Origin of the sequence: Paenibacillus sp. EKM211P (assembly GCF_011066175.1) — a bacterium.
Taxonomy (GTDB): domain Bacteria; phylum Bacillota; class Bacilli; order Paenibacillales; family Paenibacillaceae; genus Paenibacillus; species Paenibacillus polymyxa.
In genome coordinates, this window is the sequence record NZ_JAAMNS010000010.1 from 175,725 (window position 1) to 196,717 (window position 20,993).

6 protein-coding genes and 1 rRNA gene (1 of these 7 only partly in view) are annotated in these 20,993 nt (G+C 41.9%); 1 reads left to right on the forward strand and 6 read right to left on the reverse strand.

The features are described 5' to 3' along the window. The 4 genes in view from G9G57_RS15700 to fabD are tightly spaced (at most 34 nt apart) and all read right to left on the reverse strand, a layout consistent with a single transcriptional unit that may run on beyond the window. Window positions 1–12,916 carry the 5' portion of an SDR family NAD(P)-dependent oxidoreductase gene (locus G9G57_RS15700; RefSeq protein WP_164965186.1) on the reverse strand. The gene continues 1,508 nt to the left of window position 1, outside the view, so 12,916 of the gene's 14,424 nt are visible here — the first part of the coding sequence; it begins with the start codon at window positions 12,914–12,916; its stop codon lies off the left edge, out of view. Beyond that, a complete protein-coding gene (locus G9G57_RS15705; RefSeq protein ID WP_044787459.1) occupies window positions 12,917–14,059 on the reverse strand; it encodes a zinc-dependent alcohol dehydrogenase in 1,143 nt (380 codons plus the stop codon). It lies immediately after the preceding gene. A 20-nt stretch (window positions 14,060–14,079) separates the two neighbouring features. Next, complete coding sequence (locus G9G57_RS15710; protein ID WP_044787460.1) at window positions 14,080–14,745, reverse strand: class I SAM-dependent methyltransferase; 666 nt, start codon at window positions 14,743–14,745, stop codon at window positions 14,080–14,082. 34 nt (window positions 14,746–14,779) lie between these two features. Further along, complete coding sequence (gene fabD / locus G9G57_RS15715) at window positions 14,780–17,032, reverse strand: ACP S-malonyltransferase (protein ID WP_164965187.1); 2,253 nt, start codon at window positions 17,030–17,032, stop codon at window positions 14,780–14,782. Window positions 17,033–17,898: 866 nt separating this feature from the next. Here fabD and G9G57_RS15720 point away from each other — a divergent pair. Beyond that, window positions 17,899–18,357 (forward strand): AbrB/MazE/SpoVT family DNA-binding domain-containing protein, encoded by a 459-nt coding sequence (locus G9G57_RS15720; protein ID WP_044787464.1) that lies wholly within the window; start codon window positions 17,899–17,901, stop codon window positions 18,355–18,357. A 1,103-nt stretch (window positions 18,358–19,460) separates the two neighbouring features. On the opposite strand, the gene G9G57_RS15725 is transcribed toward G9G57_RS15720, so the two are convergent. Next, window positions 19,461–20,794, reverse strand: a protein-coding gene (locus tag G9G57_RS15725; RefSeq protein WP_226888907.1) for an IS3 family transposase whose coding sequence is annotated in 2 segments (ribosomal slippage) — window positions 19,461–20,404 and window positions 20,404–20,794 — 1,335 coding nt in all. Because the reading frame shifts where the segments join, the coding sequence is not laid out codon by codon here. A gap of 113 nt (window positions 20,795–20,907) precedes the next feature. Next, window positions 20,908–20,993, reverse strand: a 5S ribosomal RNA gene (gene rrf / locus G9G57_RS15730); the annotation flags it as partial.

A 20,993-nucleotide genomic window follows, 5' to 3' on the forward strand; every position in this document is an offset into this window, starting at 1 on the left:
CTCCGTCACCTGGCAGATAACCGTCCCCGTCGCCCAGACTAAGGCTACGGTCGCTGCTGCCAAGCAACTTCGCCTGTGATAAGCCTACATACTTATAAGCATGGAGATTCAAGTTAACTCCTCCAACAATTGCCATAGTGCATTCTCCGGAACGGAGGCTATTCATGGCCAGGTGTAGGGCTGTAAGTGAAGACGAGCATGCAGTATCCACCGCCATGCTAGGACCATGAATTCCTAGAAAGTAAGATATTCGATTGGCTATGGACCAGTAAGAACTACCAGAAAGAATAGCCCCTACAAGTTTATCTTTTGCTACCCAAGGATACGGTTGGTACATCGCTCCGATGAAAACGCCCACGCGTCCTCCTTCTTTTTCAACTTCAGCCAGTTTGGCCTTGGAATATCCTGACTCTTCCAAAGCATGCCAAACCACTTCAAGCATAATTCTCTCTTGAGGATCAATATTTTCGGCCTCACGGGGAGAGATATTAAAAAATAACGGATCGAATTGGTCGACATCTCGAATAAAGCCCCCCCATTTACCCGAGATTTTTAAAGGGTCAAGCTCATTTGAAGCTCTTTGATAATATTGATCTGCATTCCATCTTTCGGTTGGAACTTCCCTAATACAGCTCTCCCCTTTAATTAAATGATTCCAGAATTGCTCAGTGTTGTCTGACTCGGGATATCTTCCGCTTAAACCAATAACCGCTGCCTCTTTTTCTATAGATGGAGAAGAAACCTCTGTAGCAGAAGTCTCGGAAGAAAAGCTTGAAAGATTGGTAACAGGGATATTGGAGATGTTTTTGCTTACATCCGTCGATTGTATTTCCAAAAAAGAGAGCGCTCGTTGTTGATAATGCCCCAGCAAATGAGCACTCACATCATATACCGTTGAAAACTCGATAAAAACGCTTCGAGCTTCTGTTCCAAATGCTTTTTCCACCTCAAGACCCATCTCAATCAACATAATTGAGTCAGCTCCATACTTGTCAAAGGTGTCTTTATTACGGATTCTGTCCACCGGAACCTTCGTCGCCTTGGAAACTACCCCCTTAACCCACGAAACCAAACGCTTTAAGAGAGAAGGCTCCATCATATCTGTCGTTATTGATGATATAGCGACTTCCGAATGATCCTCGCCCAACGAACGACGCATCCAGTCCCGAACCTGAATGCCCCATCCTTCAATAACTGTTACACGTGGGTAATCGGAAGCTATCAACATCTCAAACGCCTTTAAAGCGTTTTCGGTTTGCAAGGTGGATATGCCTGTCTCACTCTCGATTCTTCGCTTTAGATCGGCATGCATTCCCATGCCTCCCTCTTCCCATAAAGACCAGTTAATGGATAATGAAGTTCCCTGGCAATTTCCTGCACGAACATGGTGCTGTCTTCGCTCTAGCCACATATCCATAAAACGATTAGCAAAAGCATAATCAGCCTGTCCCTGGCTCCCGACTACAGCAGCAATGGAGGAGAAACCCACAAAAAACTCAAGAGGCTCTCTCCTGCTCAATCTATCCAGATGAATAATACCATCTACTTTTGCGGCAAGCACCGCTTTTAGCCCTATGCCTGTTTTATTCGTTAACAGAGAATCGTTCGTCACCCCAGCGGCATGAACAATACCGTGAATTTGGCCAAAACGCTTCTTAAAAAACTCAAATAGCCTTACCGTTTCTGAGTAGTTTGATATATCGGCTTTCATATACAATACGTCTATGGCAATCTTACGTAGTTCTTCCAACTCTATCGTCTTTTCTGGTGTCAATTCTGAACGTCCTACCAACACAAGCGAGCAAGCACGACTAGCTGCCAAATATCGGGCGATAATAAGTCCTATACCACCTAATCCACCAGTAATAACGTATACAGGTCTGCCTCTCTTCTTATTTAAAGAAGCAGCAGGGGAAGATATACGAAGATCGGTGGCATCCACTTCATCCAAAACTCGAAGCTTTCGGTTGTCATCTCTATAAGCGACCTCTTGAAATGCTTCGCCGATAGAAACAACTTCGGAATGCAATACTTTGGCAATCTGCAGCGCTGAATCGTCAATACAGACCGTTTTATACATAATCCGATGGTTCTCCATACAAACGCTTTTAACAAAGGCGCTTGCGCATACGCTCTCCCACTCCGAACGTGAATTGACATAAGCAAGCAGGACTCGAACATGACCTATCGTCCCCTTTTCAACCGCTTGGGTGAAGTAAAGCAGACGCAATGCCAGTCTATGCACAAGTTCCGGTTCAGCTTGATCTGGCTTCGCTCCATGCCTATGTCCCTGCAAATAAATGATATGAGTCCACGACATATCTTTTTTACGAAACATCTCAAAAATCTTTTGATAATTATCCGGATCGTCTAGGTTCAATTCCAATCCGAAGCTCGTTTGCTCACCTGAACCTCCTGCATGTATCCAAGTGACAGATTTATAATATTTACTAATTTCATTTTTTAGATGTGGGTACTGCCCATCTTCATCTATAATGAGCAAGTTTCCTTGTGCTGTTAAGACAGGCGCCTCCAGCTCGGCTGTTATCCAAGAATCCTGTACATAAATCATCTCTTTGGATTTTTTTATAGCCGTTGGAGAATCATCCTTATGTCTGAAGGAAAGACCATCTACACGAACCAGAACTTGGCCATGTAGATCTGTCATGGTAAATGAATACCCTTTTGGCTGTCTTACGGTATGAACATAACATTGTCTTGTTAAACTTTTGTAAATTTCAATTTCGCGAATCATATACGGGAGTCTTAATTCGTTTTCAACTTCGTTCCAAGTAAGTGCAATTACCGACTGTAACCCTCCGTCTAGTAGAGCAGGATGAAGCCAAACTTGATCGCTCCATTCAATTTCCTCGGACAAGCTTATGAAAGCAAGCGCCTCATTTTCGTTATAATACAATTCTTCCAAGTTTTTGAAACTACTTCCATACTGGAAATTTAATTTCTGAAAACTTGAGTAACAAAAATCCTTGGATAAATTGTGACAGCACCGCGTACGAATAGCGTGAAGATCCAGCCGTTCGTCGCCTCTAGGATCATTTCCATAAACAAGTGTTCCCTTGCAATGTATGATGGGAGTCTCCTGTTGTACAGAAAAAATATTAAATTCTGTAGTTGGATCTTGATCCTTAAGAGGGCTCAGGCTGATGTTCGTACACTGGGGCTCTTCTGTGATCACAAGCGGAGAGAGCCAAACTACATTTTGAATCTTTGTAACTGCCCCTCCAGGCTTCGACCATCCCCCAACTGCTCTTGCCATTTCTATCATGGCTGTACCCGGAACTAAATGATCCCCTTGAATTATATGGTCCTTAATATACTCTTCGCTTCTATTAAATACTTTCTCATAAAGCATACCAGCAAAGGTTGACACATTTGCATCAATAAGCGGATGCAATCTTCTAACCATGTCATCTCTGAGTTTTGCTTCTGAACTGGCGTTATCTATCCAATAGCTTTCAAGGTCAAAGGGATACGTCGGAAGTTGTACCAAAGAATGTTCGTTTCCTATTTGTAAACGCTCCCATTGAATGTTCATCCCTTTCGTCCACATTTCTGCGATTATCTCCAACCGATCCTGAGACCAAAGGAGTGAAGACTCTCCATTTTCCTCGACTATGGACGAACCAGTCTCAGCTATATCATCCGAAATAGTACCTCGGTATAGACCCGGTTTTTCTTTGCCTTGAAGGTAAGCCTCCAAAGCTTTATCCAAAGCATTGAAATCTTTGCAAACTATAGCTAGGCGCTCCTCAAAATGCTCGCGCCCGATTTGCAAAGTATAAGCAAGATCATGCAGTGTAAAATTAATACTACTCGTTTGGAACAACGTATTTACTTCCAAAACGTTATTATGTTCCATCTTCTTAAGAAGAAGTCTCCCCAGCTCCCTAATGGTGAGGCTGGTCGTTACCTCATGCAAGCTGATCTCTATGTTATACTCTCTGTTGATCTCAGATATAAAATGAATCAGATCAGTAGCATTCCCCAAGAAATCCCCGAGCTGGTCTTCCACACTAAATTGATTTCTTTCCCCTCCAATCCACACCGTCATTGAATCAAGTAATTTATGCTCCGCATACGTAGTATCAGATACTTTATTTCTCTCCGCACTGCACTTTTTCAAAAACATCCTTAACTTTTCTACATAAGCCAACAAACGATCTTTGTTGATTGCTGACAAAACAATTAATGATTCAGGTTCGTCACGGGAATTAGATATATCATTAGCCTGTTCTGGCTTATCATTAATAAATTCTTCAACGATTAGAAACGCATTGGAGCCTCCAGCTCCAAAGGAACTGATTCCCGCGCGTCGAGGATATACTTTCATCGTCCCGTTCTCCATCAGCATAGGCTGCTTCCATTCAGCAAGCTCACGCTGAACACTTACCGGACTTCCCGCAAAATCAATTCGTGGATTCAGCTTATCAGAATGAATGGACGGAACCAGTAAGCGATGTTGCATCTGAAGTAATACCTTCGTAAGTGCAGCAATCCCTGCGGCAGATTCAAGATGACCAATATTGGATTTGACAGAACCAATAGAACAAAAGCCTTTATCCTCGGTAAATTCACTAAACGCCTTAGAAATACCGTTAATTTCAATCGGGTCTCCTAACGCCGTACCCGTTCCATGGGCTTCCAGATAACTGATTGTTCGTGGATGAATTTGGGACTGATGAAATACTTCATTCAACACGCTTGCCTGAGATACTGGACTTGGAACAGTATAACCGTTTGTCTTGCCTCCGTGGTTTAGAGCCGCACCTGTAATAACCCCATAGATATAGTCGCCGTCTTGAACGGCCCTACCCAGTGGTTTTAGAAGGACTGTCCCTACCCCTTCACCGGGTACATATCCGTCCCCTCCTTCGCCAAAGCTGCGACAACGACCATCAGTAGATCCAAATTTCCCTTGACTGACCAGAATGTACTTATTGGGATGGGAAGCGATGTTCACACCGCCAGCTAAGGCATAGTCCGTTTCACCACGAATCAGACTGTCACAAGCTAACTTAAGTGCCGCCAAGGAAGAAGAACACATTGTGTCTATTGCCATGCTCGGACCTTTAAAATTCATTACAAATGAAACACGGTTAGCGATAGAAGCATAGCTAGAAGTTGGTTTTTCTACTGGGGCATCATCGCTACCATAAAGCTGGTATTGCCCCCACATGACCCCGACATATACACCTACTTTAGCGGTCTCCAGACGTTTTCTCGTATAGCCTGCATCTTCTAACGTTTCCCAGGCACATTGCAAAAATAATCTCTCCTGCGGGTCCATCAATTCGGCTTCCTTGGGAGAAATGTTAAAGAAGAGTGGATCGAACTTATCTATATCGTCCAAAAATCCCCCCCATTTGGTATAGCTTCTCCCTTTTTCTCTTTTATCGGGGTCAAAAAAAGTTCGGAAATCCCAACGATCTTCCGGAATCTCGGTAATACAATCCTTTCCAGTCACAAGATTGTTCCAATATTCCTCCAATGTCCGTGCCATTGGATAATGCCCGCTTAAGCCGATGATAGCAATTTTGTTCTCCTCTGCAGGCTGAGCTTTTATAATCGTATCTTCTTTTATATTTTGCAAACTTAATAGTGTGGGCTCGAATGTCGAGCTTGTGTCGGTTTTATCCATCGTATCTTTGAACAATCCTTCAACTTTATCTGGATATGTCTTCAACAGATATTCCGCAAAAGCTCCAAGATTTCGGTGTTCAAAAAAGAGAGTCTGGGACAAAGGCCCGAAATGACGACCCAACTTCTCGGTCATATTCATAATCATTAAAGAATTAAAACCAAATTCATCCATGCCTCTCTGGGGGTTACATTTCGCCATCGGCAAATGTGTTTCTTTAGATACTATACCAGCTAAAAGTTTCTCTACCCGTTTACGTAACTCGGGTGCTGAGACCCTTGACAGTGTATTAGCATATTGTGATGCCTGGTCTTGACGAGATGATTCGACGTTAACAGGCGCACTCTCCTGAGATTCGTTCGTTAGCATAGAACCTTGATGAACAATCGTTTGCATCAAAAGAGAGGAATCGCCCACCAAAACGGTGACCAATGATTCAGGCAGCAACAATGCTTTTTCAAGAGCAGCAGTCCCCTGCTGGCTAGCCAGTTCAGTCATTCCATTTCTCAGTCGCAACTTGTTTTTTATTTCGGCAGAAAGATTCATACCTCCCTCGCTCCAGAACGGCCAATGGATCGAAAGGCTTTTCCCGGATCTCTCACCATCCCTACTCTTTGTCTGCCGCAATGCTGCAAATTCATCCATATAGCGATTGGCATAGGCATAGTCAGTTTGGCCGATATGACCAAACAAAGAGGCTATAGACGAAAACATAACAAAAAAATCCAGTGGATCGGAGGCTGTTAATTCATCTAAAACGCGCGTTCCCCGAACCTTCGGATTTAACACCTTATCAAAGGTTTGACGATCCTTATGAAAAAGCAAACCATCATGAGTCACACCAGCACAATGAAGCACACCTTTAATTGGACCCATTTGCTCCCTGCCATTTTGTAAAATTCCTCTTAAATCCTTGTAGTTGGTTACATCCCCTTGAAAATACTGAACTCTATTACCAAAAGAACGTAGTTGCTCAAATCGAGCTAGCTTCTTTCCTACAAGCTTTTCACGACCGATCAATATAACATTACTCTCTGGAGAGGCTAACAAATGGAGAGCCAGCTGATATCCAATCCCCCCCATTCCCCCAGTGATAATATAAACTCCGCGATACTGCATCTTTTCAGCAGTAATTTGAAAAGGCCTTAATCGTTTAACACATCGATCATGCCGCGATAGATGGATTTCACGCTCCTCTGAAGTGTCGTATAGTTCCTCCCACAGCTTTAATAACCCACTCTTTTCCTCTTTCCACACTTCAGGATCAATGCATACACTTTTGGTTTGAAATCGTGGATCTTCAAGCGAAAGCGTGCGCAAAAAACCTGTAACTCCCGCATAATACGGAAGAGCATCGTTAAATCCATTGGAATAAGCGAAAGTTAAACGGATGTTGCTTATTCCATTATTTCGGTGCATTATAGCCCTTACCAGCATATACAAAGAATAAATTCCCGATTCCATGCACATGGACGTCTCATGATATCCTCCCCTATCCAATGCCCATAAATGAAGAATATCGCTGATTTCAAACGAACGCTCAATCAGGACCTTAATCAACTGGGCATAGTCTTCATCATCTTGCCCCACTTCATAAAGATCCTCGGATAATTCTTTAAATTTACGCCCCCGCTTAACCCTCAAAACAGGTTGATCAGAAAATGGCAGGGGTAAGTCGGATGGATCATCAGGCATGAACACTAGCAAGCTTTTGAGTTTTTTGCCTTGCACAGATTGTTTTTCTTTCCAGTAATTCTCGAGCAGCAGAACCTCATCTGTTTTGCTTTTACTTGGTGATGGAGCAATAAGCTTTGCTCCTTCTAAGGGTCTAACTACAAAATCACGTATCCTTAAAAGCAACTCGTTTTGATCGTTGGTGATTTCAATATCCGCCTTAAGCGTATCATAACTTACTTCAGGATCTTGTTTCAGATGAATGTAAGAATAACAGTGATCGCATAGAGGCGCATAAAGTTCCAGGCAACCTATTGAAAAAGGAACATAAGGGGAATTGGCTTGACGCAAAACGTCCAAACCTTCCATGGCATGCATAGCCCCGTCCATTATTTGCGGCAATATTGTATAAACTGAATCGTCTTGTTGCAGGTCATGTGAGAGCTCAAGCAAGGCTAGCAGCTCTGTTTCATTGTACGAAACAGACCTTACAACCTGGTAACTTGCGCCATATCTCATACCTTTCTCTGCAAATGATGAGTATAACTCTTCAGCCGTTATGGATCGGTTACATCTTGCCCTTATGGCCTTCAGAGGCTCAGAATTAGCCGGAGAATCCACCTTTGCCAGTGTCTCTAGCCATCCCTGACAAACCAGAATGGCTCCAGTCTCCCCTTCCTCATGCAGCACGAATTTAATCAAATTATTCTCATCCGATAATCCGATTCGTATTTTCTTGCTTGTCTTATCAAAGCTGACAGCTGTTCTAAAGTTAACCGAATGGATCTTCGAAACTGTCTGTTCACAAGCCAGTGAACCGGCAGCCCTGATCATTTCCAATATGACTGCCGCAGGCAATACAGGCTCATCACCAATAATATGCTCCTTTATTTCAAGGTTCTGTGCGTGAAATACCGTCTGATACTGTTGTCCCTTTAATGTAGATACATTCTCCCATGAAAATGGCTGAAGTGAGCGCAGTGGTTTCTGCAACTCTTCAGGAAGCCAACAACGCTGACGGTCGAATGGATACACAGGCATCGAAATGCGACGGGAGGGACGCTTATGTGAAAGCAACTCCCAATCGAGATCATGTCCTTGCGTGTAAAATAGTGCAACTTCTCCCGCTGCTTCTTTGTAGCTGATGAGATCAAGTTCATCCCTCGTTAATTTCTGCCATAACTGATCCGCAGATTTTTCACCCATTTTGGATGAAGAAAAGGTCCCCTCCCTATTCGTGTAGAGATACAAATCAGATCTCCCGTTAATAAGTAATGCCAGCTTCTGCTTCAGATCACGAACATCCGTGACAACGCATGCAGCCCGGTAGTGGAAATGGCTTCGACCGCTTTGAAGCGTACCACTAATCTCTTCCATGGTGTGGTAAGCCCCCTCCTGATCTAGCCATTCCGAAAGCTCAACGATCTTTCTCATTAAAGCCGATTCAGATTTAGCGGAAAGAGGTATAATGTGATAAGGCAAAGTCTCCCCACTATTCGGAACAAGGGTAGGTGCTTCCTCAATAACCATATGGACATTCGTTCCACTGATGCCAAATGAGCTTACTGCCGCAAGCCGTAGCTCCCCCTCCGATTTCTTCCACTCCTTTAGTGAGGTATTCACATAAAAAGGACTCTGAGCAAAATCAATATGCTCATTGGGATGATTAAAATGAAGTGAAGCCGGTATTTTGTGATTCTTCATAGCCATTAGAACTTTAATAAGTCCTGCCACCCCAGAACTCGTTATCGTATGGCCAATGTTAGTCTTGACCGATCCAATTGCACAATAATTTGTATGGGATGTCCAGTTACGAAAGGCGCCCGTGAGTGCTTTAACTTCAATGGGATCACCCAATTTGGTTCCTGTACCATGAGCCTCAACATATGTAATTCGCTCTGGATTAATTTGATATTGTTCGTAAAGATTTTGTATGAGACGCTGCTGGGACGCGGCACTTGGGGCGGTAATGCCATTTGTTTTTCCATCCTGATTCATACCAGATGCAACAATTGTTCCATAAATATGATCTCCATCTTCTAGAGCCCTTTGATAACTTTTTAATATGACGATCCCTATTCCTTCCCCAGGTACAATACCATTGGCATCATTATCAAAGGCTTTACACTGTCCGGTGTCGGAAAACATCCCCATGCTAGAGGATTGATAATACAATGTAGGTGATGTAATGATGGATACTCCTCCGGCAATAGCCATTCTAGATTCACCGGAACGAATACTGGAACAAGCCAAGTGTATAGCAACAAGAGATGAAGAACAGGCAGTATCCACAGTAACGCATGGACCGTTTAAATTAAGATGATACGCAACCCTTGCTGCCAGAATAGCGTTATCATTTCCCATCGTCGTATATGGGTCTGGAGGTGTTTTTCGGTCGTGAATAAGCTGATCATACCCCCCTGTTCTTCCCCCTATAAAAACACCCACAGGTTCTGCATTTAATTTTTTATCAGAATACCCTGCATCCTCTAGTGACTTCCAACATTCTTCAAGAACAAGACGATGCTGGGGGTCCATCATCTCTCCTTCTCTGGGAGAAATATGAAAGAAATCAGGATCAAACAGGTCTATGCCATCAATAAACCCTCCCCATTTGCTCACTGACCGAAACGGCTTTTTCATATCCGGATCAAAGAATGAATTTAGAGCCCATCTCTCTTTAGGAATTTCAGTAATAGTACTAACTCCGTTCACCAGGTTATTCCAATATTCATGGACATTTTGAGCTCCTGGGAATTTACATGAGAGCCCAATAACTGCGATCTTAAATCCATCTTCCACATACTCACAACCAGACGATTCTGCCTTTTGAGAGGTGTTTACTTCGCCAAAAGAGTAATCAAAGCACGTCTCCAATGATGCCCCTCTTGATGTAAGAAATGCCGCAAGGTCTTGAATACTAGGATAATCGTATAAATCGGTAACCTCTAGCTTCACTTTGAATGTTGACTTTATTTGGTTCATAAAATCCACGATTGTCATCGAATCAAAGCCGATTTCATAAAGCTTATGATGTGCCTTAATTTCCCCTTCATTTCCTCCCAGAATCCCAGCGGCCATTTCAATCAGTACATGCTCCATATTTTTACCGTATACTCCCGTAGAACGTTTAAACAAAGGCTCGTCCATACGCATCAGTTTCTGACGATCAATCTTCCCGCTTGGGGTGCGTGGTAATTCGCTCACCCGAATGAACGTGGACGGAATCATATACTTCGGTAATTTTACACTCATTGTTGCCCTTATCTCATCGTCCGTTAACTTAGAGTTCTCAGCAATAACGACAAAGGCCAGTAATCTTTTGGTACCATCCCTTATTTCCTTTGCTACCACCGTACATTCTTTAATTCGATTTTCTTCAGCAAGAATATGTTCAATGGCAGACAGTTCTATTCGGATTCCATGGATTTTCACCTGATTATCCCGTCTCCCGAGCAATTGAATCCTCCCATCAGGCAAATAGCGGGCCATATCCCCCATTTTGTACAATCGCTTTTCAGCAGTGTTCTCTAAAGGATTTTCAATGAATTTTGCTTTGGTTTCCTCCTCCAGATTCACATACTCTACAGCTAGAGACACACCACCAATGTATAAATCTCCAGGCACCCCCACAGGGCATAATTGCATGGAGGGATTCAAGATATACGTTTTAACATTTGTGATAGGCTTGAACCATGGCATCTGATCCGACGAAGAATCACAATCCCCTGTTGAGAATTGCATAATTCCATTGACTTCTGTAGCACCATAGTCTACTACAAGTGTAGCGTCAGGAAAGTAATTTACAAACAACTTGTATAAATCAAATGTAAAAGGTTCACCGACCGTCATACAAACCCGAATACGATTGAGGCAAGACAAATCTTCCGATGTTTCAAAGATTCGACGCAGCATGGACGGAAGCATCGTACAATAAGTCACTTCATGTTTATACAAAGCGTGAATTAATCTACCTGGGTCTCTTACCGTTGTATCCGACATGATAACGGTAGGAACTCCCTGTAACAGCCCTCCTAAAAACTCCCACATCGACGGCATAAAATTCATACTAGTTCGTTGACAGCTACAATCCCCCTCTATAAAAGGGTACTTGGTCCACATATGGTTGAAAAAATTAATGAGTTGTTGCTGATGATGTCTAACCCCTTTGGGCATGCCCGTTGAACCCGATGTGTACATGATAAACGATGCTCTTAGTGATTCATTGCTGTAATCCTTTATCGCTTTAAGATAGCTGTCTTCATCCTCATAATCCGTTTCTATTACATCCAGAACTAAATGCGGAATATTGACTGAATGTAAAAAAGGTACATGCGACTCAAGAGTCAAAATTAATGTTAGACTAGCATCTTGAATAATATGATGCAAATTCGATTCCGGATAGCTGATATCTAACGGTACATACGTAAGACCTAGTTTAAAAAGAGCTAACATAGATATGACGCTGTAAATCGATCTTTCTCCATAAACTCCAACGCATGAGGCTGGCCCAAGCTTCAATTTTTCTATGCGATGAGCTACACGATCAACTGTATCTGATAGTTCCCTGTAGGTCATTCTGATGCTGAGACCACTGGGATCTTCACAAATGACGGCAATGTCATCCGGTTTAACATCTGCAACTTTAAGAAATGTTGTATATAATGAATCTTCATTGGATACAACTTTCTCATCCCCTGAACACCCCAAAATAAATGCCAGCTCTTCTGAATCCATATAGGATACATCTCTGATACGTGCTTCCGGTTGCTCTAGCAAATTACTGAGAAAGTTTCCTACATGTTTTACTATAAGTTCCACAGACAAGGAATCAAACAACATAGAAGAGTATTTCACCCCACCAAAGCACGCGGAACCATCTTTTCTCATGGACACCACAGCATCCGGCAAGTCTCCATATCTTTCCTCATCCATTGAAATACTAGGGATTTTGAACCATAAATGATATAGTGAAAGCTCTTCTTCTAGGGGAAGAAGAGCTTTCACTTCTTTTACAAGGGATTTAAAGGTTTGATTATCAGTGACAAAACCGTTTAACCAAACAGGCCGTTCTTGATTCTCTCCTCCTACTGTAAATCCCACTTTCACTTCATTATCAGCAATTGTATAAAAAAAGGCCGCTATCATTGCAACCATTACATGCTGTGGGTAAACCTTCAATGCCTGACATAATAAAAGAACGGAATCCCACTGCGCATCAGATAGTTCGAAAAGACGAATCATCTCCCATGCACCTACAGATTCCTCTATATATACAGAAGGTACGTGAAACGACTTAGGTAAATACTGAGCATACAATTGCTTGGCTACCGACAAAGATACTTCGTCCTTGTATTGATCCACAAGCCATTGATGGGTAAGTTCAACAGATGTAAGAAGCATGGCATCTAGAAATGATTCTAGATCCATTTGATGTAAACCTATATATTCTTGCTGCTCTTTTCGTGTTACGGAGCGTAAGAATGGCTCACTATTAAAAGAAGTGTGATACATGTAAGCGTGCTCCGTTTTATAAAAATGCGTTTTGTCGGTAGCCAACAACTTAGCCATATCCACTACCATTCATTTACCTCCTTTACACACCATTTGCTTACGAAGGTCAATAACCACCTTGCAATTTTCTCTCTCCAGCAGTTCACGATGCTCCAGAAACTTTTTGATATCCTTTAAATCCTCTACGACGTTCGTAACAATTTCCTCCAAGTGAATTCGCCCTGCTTTTTGTAAAGCCAAAATTTGGGCAAAAGCGCCACATAAATGACCACGCGATCCCTTGACAGATATTTCATTCGTAATCATATGGTCCACTCCGTTAATTTCCAACGGGACTCCTCTTCTTCCAAGCAAGACTATACGCCCATTTTCACTAACATGTTTAAATATATGATTGACGTTTTCTACATAAGCTGACGACTCAAAAACAACATCGATCTTAAGAGGCGGAGCTTTAAAAAATTCTTCAGGAGTGTACACATGATCCGCCCACTTCTTAGCGAACTGACGTCGAAACTCCAAAGGTTCAACGACATGAACTTGCGAAGCACCAAATACTTGTTTACTAAGCATAGCGCTTAATACACCGATAGGACCAGCCCCAAAAATAACAACAGTTTCGCCAGCCTTCAACTCCGCATTCTCACATCCCACATAAGCAACTCCTGCAGGTTCAATACATGCTGCCGCCATGAGATCTTGTTCGTTTCTCACACGATCCGTAATGTTGTGAGCAATTGAGCAAGGAACATCAACAACCGTTCCGAACAATCCGTCGTGCTCCAATCCTATTAATTTGGCCTGTTTGCACTGATTGAACTTTCCTTTCTTACACGATTCGCACACATTACATACCATAATAGATTCCAGTGTCACAAGCATATCAACTTGTAGATGTCTAACATGTTCCCCTACCTCTAATATTCTACCTACACCCTCATGCCCTATAATTCTCCCATTATCTGGGATTTCCAGAGGAGCTGTGCATCGAATATAGCCTGTGTGCGGATCATTTGTAGTAAGGTGTAAATCTGTCCCACATATCCCTACATAGTACATCTCTAAACGGATTTTATCCGGGTCCAGCTTGGATAAATTGCGTTTCTCAATAGAAACCCGGGCATTTCGATAGACTTGGTTTGGTGTTGGATGCAGAATTCCCGGCATCGGTTTCTTATCAGCATGAACCAGTAGCACATCACTTTGAACCATTGACACAACACTCCTCAGATTTATATTTCACGCATAGCAATCGTTAGACCGTCTCCTATAGGCAACATACTCATGCTGACCCGATCATCTTGGTAAATACGCTTATTGATTTCTCGAATCCCTCTTGTATCCGGCCCCTGATTTTGGACATTAATGACACTACCACCCCACAACACATTGTCTACACCTATCATGCCCCCCGGTCGAACCATTCGGATAGCGCGTTCATAATAGTTACAATAATTCTCCTTATCTGCATCAATGAATATAAAATCGAAATAATTAGCATAATCTCCAGATAAGAGATTATCCATGGTCTCCAATGCTGGAGCAAGGCGAAAATCGATCTTACAGTCTACTCCAGCTTCCTCCCAAAACCTCCTTCCCATATTAGGCCACCTATCATCAATATCGCATGTTATAATCCGTCCATTGGAGGGCATAGCCAAACCCATAAGCAATGTCGTATAACCTGTAAAAGTTCCAATTTCCAATACTCGCTTAGCCCCTATCCATTTTAAAAGCAATGCAATAAATTGACTTTCTTCAGGCGGACTTTGCATAGCAGACAACAGCATACGATTAGTTTCTTCCCGAAGTTTTTGAGCTGGTTGAGGCTCTTTCAACGAAACGCTTAATAAATAATTATACAGTTCATCCGTCAAGTTCAGTGTCCGTTTCCCCATGTTATCCCTCCCCAAACTACCTGTTAGCGGGTAGTCAGTTACCATATAAGTTTCTTATACGTTGATTTAAAATCATAGCTGTTTCCTGCATTAGCTTGTCAGCAATGCTGACTACATGCCGATACCGCCAGTATTCCATTTCTGTACCTTCCACCCATCTGTTAAAAGCGCCTAAGGCTGGCCCACAGTAAACTTGGTAATCCACCTTTTGGCCTTCACTTCCACTTAAAGCCAGATTTTCAGAGAGATCAAAGTACCAACTGAATACTAACAACATTTTATACTTTGGCTCGCGTTCAGCCCTAGCTATTGCTTCATGTGAGTGCACTTGCCTCAATTCCTCAAAAACTTCCTCAAAACTGCGCTTGAAATACCTGTCTTGAAGCGTACTTCTGTGTCGGTCATCTATCTCCTCTAGCGAGTCATAGCATTTAAATAATTCGTATAGTTTATTGGCCCTTGCCGGGAAGAACACTCCCTTTCTCAGAAATTGAGCCTTGGCTCCAATATGGAATAACCTCCCGATAGGTGCTACAGCAGTATCTTGAACTTTCATTTGCTGAAGCAAGTCCTTCACCTGATTACTTGTCCCTGCCTCAACAGTACACTGATTGATTGAGCCGGTCATAATAAAATCAGCCCCCATTATAAAAGATGCCGCAGCGGCTTCAGGTACCCCGATCCCTCCAGCCAAACCGACACATATCCTGCGCTTATATCCGTATTTCTTCATAAACTGATCTCTCAATCTGCAGATGACAGGCATGATTACCTCCGAGGGACCCTGTTCAGCCGACATCGCAGAATCCGCTTCTACGCACAGATCATCAGCCATAGGCACATTCTTCAGTAATTCCGCTGCCATCTCGGAAATTTTGTGGCTCCGAAGTAGTTTTTGTATCCATGATTCCGGGGCGGGACTTAAAAAAAACTCTGCCACTTCAGGTCTTGATACCTTAGCTATTATTTTATGATCACTGACGATCCTTCCTCCCATCCCTCGTCTTAAGCCTGCAGCACGGTATAACACCAAGGCTGGAGTAATACTCACAAAAGACGATGCCTCAAGAACCTTTACTTTATTTTTGATAAGCATCTCTATTAAAGCTTCTTCTCTTTGAGGATCGAAAGGATCATGAGCGAGGTTTACTCCATACGTATACTCCCCATCCAATTCTTGTCTAATCCAGTGAAGCGAATCTTCAATCTCTGAAAAAGCCAGACCGGTTACACCCAAAAAACCCATAAGTCCACCTTTTGCTAATGCAATAACCATCTCCTTTGAGGAAATTCCCTTATGCATTCCCCCGGCATAATAAGCATATTTAAGCCCATATTTCTTTCTAAATTCCTCATTTCCTAAAGATCCGGAAGAGATAACCATCTTCCCGCCCTCGAGCGGTTTCGACTGAATTTGCTCCGCTTCCAAATCTAGCGGTTCTGCTTCATTCCGTATCTGGTCAAGCAATTTGGTTAGTACCTGCTTTGGACCAATCTCTTCTATGCTCTCCACTCCCAAAGCAAGCAAATATCGCATACTGTCTGTCCAATTTACAGGATGTGTCATCTGATCAGTCAGATTTCGTTTGATATCGGAAGGATTATAAGGTCTTGCATGAACGTTAGATATTACAGGGAATTGAAGCTCCTTAAACTGAATTTTGCTCAAATACTTCTTAAATTGTTCCTGTGCTTCTTCCATGTAACGGGAGTGAAAGGCTCCGCTCACATTCAGTGGAACCACTCCTCTGGCTCCTGCAGCTCCCAGAAGACGGATGGACTCGTTAATTTCATGCTTTAAGCCTGAAATAACAATTTGTGTAGGTGTATTTAAATTCGCAATATCAATACCTTGTAAATTGCTATCTTGCAAAACCGCCCGGATCTCTTTTGCATCCATGCCTAAAACTGCTGCCATAGCTCCTGGACTAACTTGGCTCATCAGTTCTCCGCGTTTTCTTACAAGTTCTAATCCGACTTCAAAGTCAAAGGCTCCTGCCGCAAATAGGGCATTAAACTCTCCCAGGCTATGCCCTGCTACAAAATCTGGAGTAATTTTCCGGTCATTAACAGTCTTTACGAAATGGAGCGCATTGACAACATACAGAGCCGGTTGTGTATAAGCAGTATTTCCAAGTTTTTGCTCCGGATCTTGTAAACAAAGTTGCTTTATAGAATAACCCAATACTTGGTCAGCTATAGATGTTAATTTGGGGAACTCATCAAATAGGTTCTGGCCCATACCTACATACTGGGAACCTTGACCTGGAAACATAAAGGCTCTCATTGTTGTGAAACCTCCTTCATTGAAACATTCGTAACTATAAATTTAATGCCAAATAGGACCTGCACCGAATTCTTCGGGCGGTCCTATGTAAGGTAATATAGAAAATAAGGAGAATAGACACACCTTCCCCATGTCATCTGCTATATCTAGCACACTACGAATGAATTATATCTCACCTTGCCTTCCAACGCGCCTAAACATCGATTGGAACGATACCAGTTCGTCACTATCATGTAACAAGTAGGTGAGCTGTCTATTATCACTAAGATTGTGTGTATTATATCTCTACAATTTATATATTTCAGTGACATTTTGGTCTTGACAAATTACTTTTTACTAATTTTAGTCTATCATCCCTAAAATGAGCGCGCAAAATTGAGGATTTTAACCTTATCGTTTTTGAAATGATAAGTATACTCTATTGTTACGTTGGATCATTGAACTCAATCTTCGATTATATGCTCAGACCTTAGCATGTCTGCTAGAAGTCTCTATTATCTTCTATTGAACTAACGGACAGGATATTTCTACCTGTTATACCGTGGTTTATTTTTTACCCTGCCTGGCTAGATCGCTAATGTTTAAATCGTTTTTTCCATGTAATTAAGTATCTCTGCGAGTATTGTGGTTGTTTTTACCCAAATTAACCACGCCTTTATAAGGTAATTTTTTAGGATATCAATCAATTTAAATATGGTATATCACGATCGAATGGTGAGATACGAATTCTGGAAATAAGTATACTATCCTTTGGGAATTTTTTATTTACCTCTCAATAATTTACTTTATATAGACAAATCTATTTTTTCACTATAGAAGAAAGGACCTTAATTCTGATAGTATTAAAAAAAAGGAGGATTTTAACTGTGAAAAGTATTGGTATGACTCGGCCATTAGACCCACTAGGTCGTATTGTAATCCCTAAAGAAATGAGAGAAACGATGGGTTATAATGTGGGAGACCCGATAGAAATTTTTATGGATGAAGAAAACGGTCTCTTAGCGTTTCGTAGATATACGGGTGTTTCCTGTAATATGTGCGGTTCTATCGACGAATTGACATACTTCAAGGATTACTTTATATGCGTACGCTGTATTGATGACTTAAAGAATGACAGGGGCGTTCAGTCGAAAGTAGCGCATGTCAAGCCCGGGACCGAAAAGGCAATTAAGGAGCCGAAAAGGTCTCCTCTTCCAACAGAGCAACTATTACAAACACTAAAGAATCTCATTCATCAAAAGCCTAACTTGACACAAAAAGAGTATGCTGAATTAATGAGTGTTTCTCAACCAAGGATTTCTCAACTCAAAAAAATGCTTCACTAAGGGCACCTACATTTTTTTATCCCTTTTTGCATCAATAAGAAATGCCTGCTTCTTCTCAAGCAGGCATTTCCTTTTAGATTTGATTTGAAATTTATCAAGTCGTCCATAGTAAGTATCTCTCCAAAATCCGATCTCTAGTAGTTATTTCTGGTGCGAATGCCAAGCTCACATGATTTTCCCGAGTTATTCGTACCTCCGATTTTGCCGTATCCTGTTGAATGTGTACAAAACTTGAATTTTAACAAAAGAACAGAGTAATATCTGATTACTATATTTATTGTTGTGCGCTACAATAGAGAAAAGGAAGCACTTGGATACATAGTAAAGGATTTCACAAGACAATAGATGATATGAGGAAAATCGTATTGAAGGTGGTACAATCAAATAGGACAGAATTTTTATTCCTATATTATAGTATTTCGGATTTGACCATAAAGTATAAACTCAATGATTTGATAGACCAGAAAGAAGACAAATTGCACTTTTACTAATTAGGAGAGATAACTACAAAAAGAAAGTAGAGAGTATAGGGAATAAGGAAACTTACGATTGGAAAAGTGCACTGAGTTTATATGGTGCGAATATGAAGCTCACATAAAAACCCCGGGTCCTTCGCACCTCGAAATTTGTCAAAAGTCATTCGAATCAGTTACCTTCAGTAAAAGTCAAGGTTTTATCCAAGCCTCTTTGGCATTAGTTTTTGCGACAATATGAGGAATTGATATCATTAGGGTATGAATTACTGCATTTTCGCTGTCGCACTCCATGTGAGTGCGTGGATTGAAATTATTTTGTTTGCGGCAATCATGACCCTATTTTTGGTCGCACTCCATGTGAGTGCGTGGATTGAAATTTCCTGCAAATCGTCTTAGCCGGGTGCATCAATTTGTCGCACTCTATATGAGGCGACTATCGACATGACAGTCCGCAGAAAGGAACATGGAAATCCCTTACCCAATGAGGGTGAAATTCCTGAAAACGATACTGAAAAGCATCACAAAATTTTAAGAAGCCTTACTCGTGACTTATGAAGTTAAGGCCTAGTAAAAAAAAGACCTACTAAATTTAAACTGTACCCTCTGTAAAGGACATTTTAAAAAGGGCTAGGCTGCTTGAAAAAGATGATCTCTGTATTGAACAGGGGTCATCTTTTTTAAATTCCATTGGTATCTGTAATGGTTGTAATAAGTCATATAGTCATCAATTTCACGTCTTAGCTCTTCCATAGTCGCACAGGGTTTGATGGAGGCCTCATCCTTAAAATGACCAAAGAAGGATTCTTGGGGGGCGTTATCCCAACAGTTTCCTCGTCTAGACATCGACTGGTTTAACCCCATTTTCTTAACCATCTTTTGAAAATCAGGATGTGTGTAATGTGTTCCCTGATCCGAATGAATAAAGGCACCCTTTGCTTTTTTAAATCTTCGATTTTTCTTCAGCTTTAGAAGAGTGTCCGTCGCAAGGTCCATAGTGATTCTCTCTGAGACATGATAAGCCAGTATTTCATTGGTTGAACTGTCCTTGATCGTTGATAAATAAGCTTTCTTGCCTGTACCATAATATAAATAAGTGATATCTGTCAGTAACACCTTGCCGGGGATGTCCTGCTTAAATTCCCTATTCAAAAGGTTAGGAACAACCCGATGTTCCTGAGTCGCCTTCATCATCCTTTTATAGGGATTTGCCTTCCGGAAAGGACACACAATGCCGTATTTCTTCATAATTCTCCGGATCCGTTTCAAATTGTAGACAACCTTAAACTGGCCCTCTAATATCATCTTGATAGAACGGGCCCCTTTCTTGCGTCTTTTGAAACGGAAGGCCTTCAGGATCGTTTCTTTTACCTGTTCATCATCCTGTTCTCGTTGCTTCCGCTTTTCCGCTGATTCGGAAGACCAGTACTTGTAATAGCCACTCTTGGAGACCCCGGCCATTGTGCATAAATGGTTCACCATTCGATGAAGGTCGTATTTCCGGATAACGGTATGGATCAAAATATATTTCTGGCAAGGTGCCCAATCTACTTGTCTTTCAGCCCCCATTCCGCCATACGGATCTTTTTTAACAGTTCGTTCTCCGCTCTTAATAAGGCGTTTTGCGCTTCAAGCCTGGCGTTCTTTTCTTCCAGTGTCAGTTCCCTTCTAAGGGGTCTTCCAGATGATTGGCTCCTTGTATCGTGCAGACCCAAGACACCGTTTTCCCGGAAGCTCGCACGCCATCTTTTTCCCGAGGATCGTACTCGTTGGAGTCCGATTACATGTACATCAAATCCGCATTCCTCAAATATAGCCCTCGGTAGCTTGCCTTTTTTATTTTCTGAAATAAAAAGTTTCTTGAATTCGTCCGTATATGTAATACCTTTTGATGTAACTGACTTAACATAAAGATTGTTAGAAAGCTGTTCGATTTCTTTCTCTGTAAATGTCTTTTTACTCATTCCAGTTTTCACTTCCCATTTTTCTCGATATATAAAAAGTACCCTACGGAGAGACTTTTTTAAAGTGTCTACTCTATAGGGTACAGTTTATTAAGGCTGTGCTCTTTTTTTGTGCTTGGCAACGTCCTACTCTCCCAGGACCCTGCGGTCCAAGTACCATCGGCGCTGGAGGGCTTAACGGTCGTGTTCGGGATGGGTA

What these genes read in the sequence shown, in the direction of transcription:
- G9G57_RS15710 (WP_044787460.1), bottom strand. Translation starts at nt 14,745, where the DNA reads ATGGGGAAACGGACACTGAACTTGACGGATGAACTGTATAATTATTTA.
- fabD (WP_164965187.1), bottom strand. Translation starts at nt 17,032, where the DNA reads ATGAGAGCCTTTATGTTTCCAGGTCAAGGTTCCCAGTATGTAGGTATG.
- G9G57_RS15705 (WP_044787459.1), bottom strand. Translation starts at nt 14,059, where the DNA reads ATGGTTCAAAGTGATGTGCTACTGGTTCATGCTGATAAGAAACCGATG.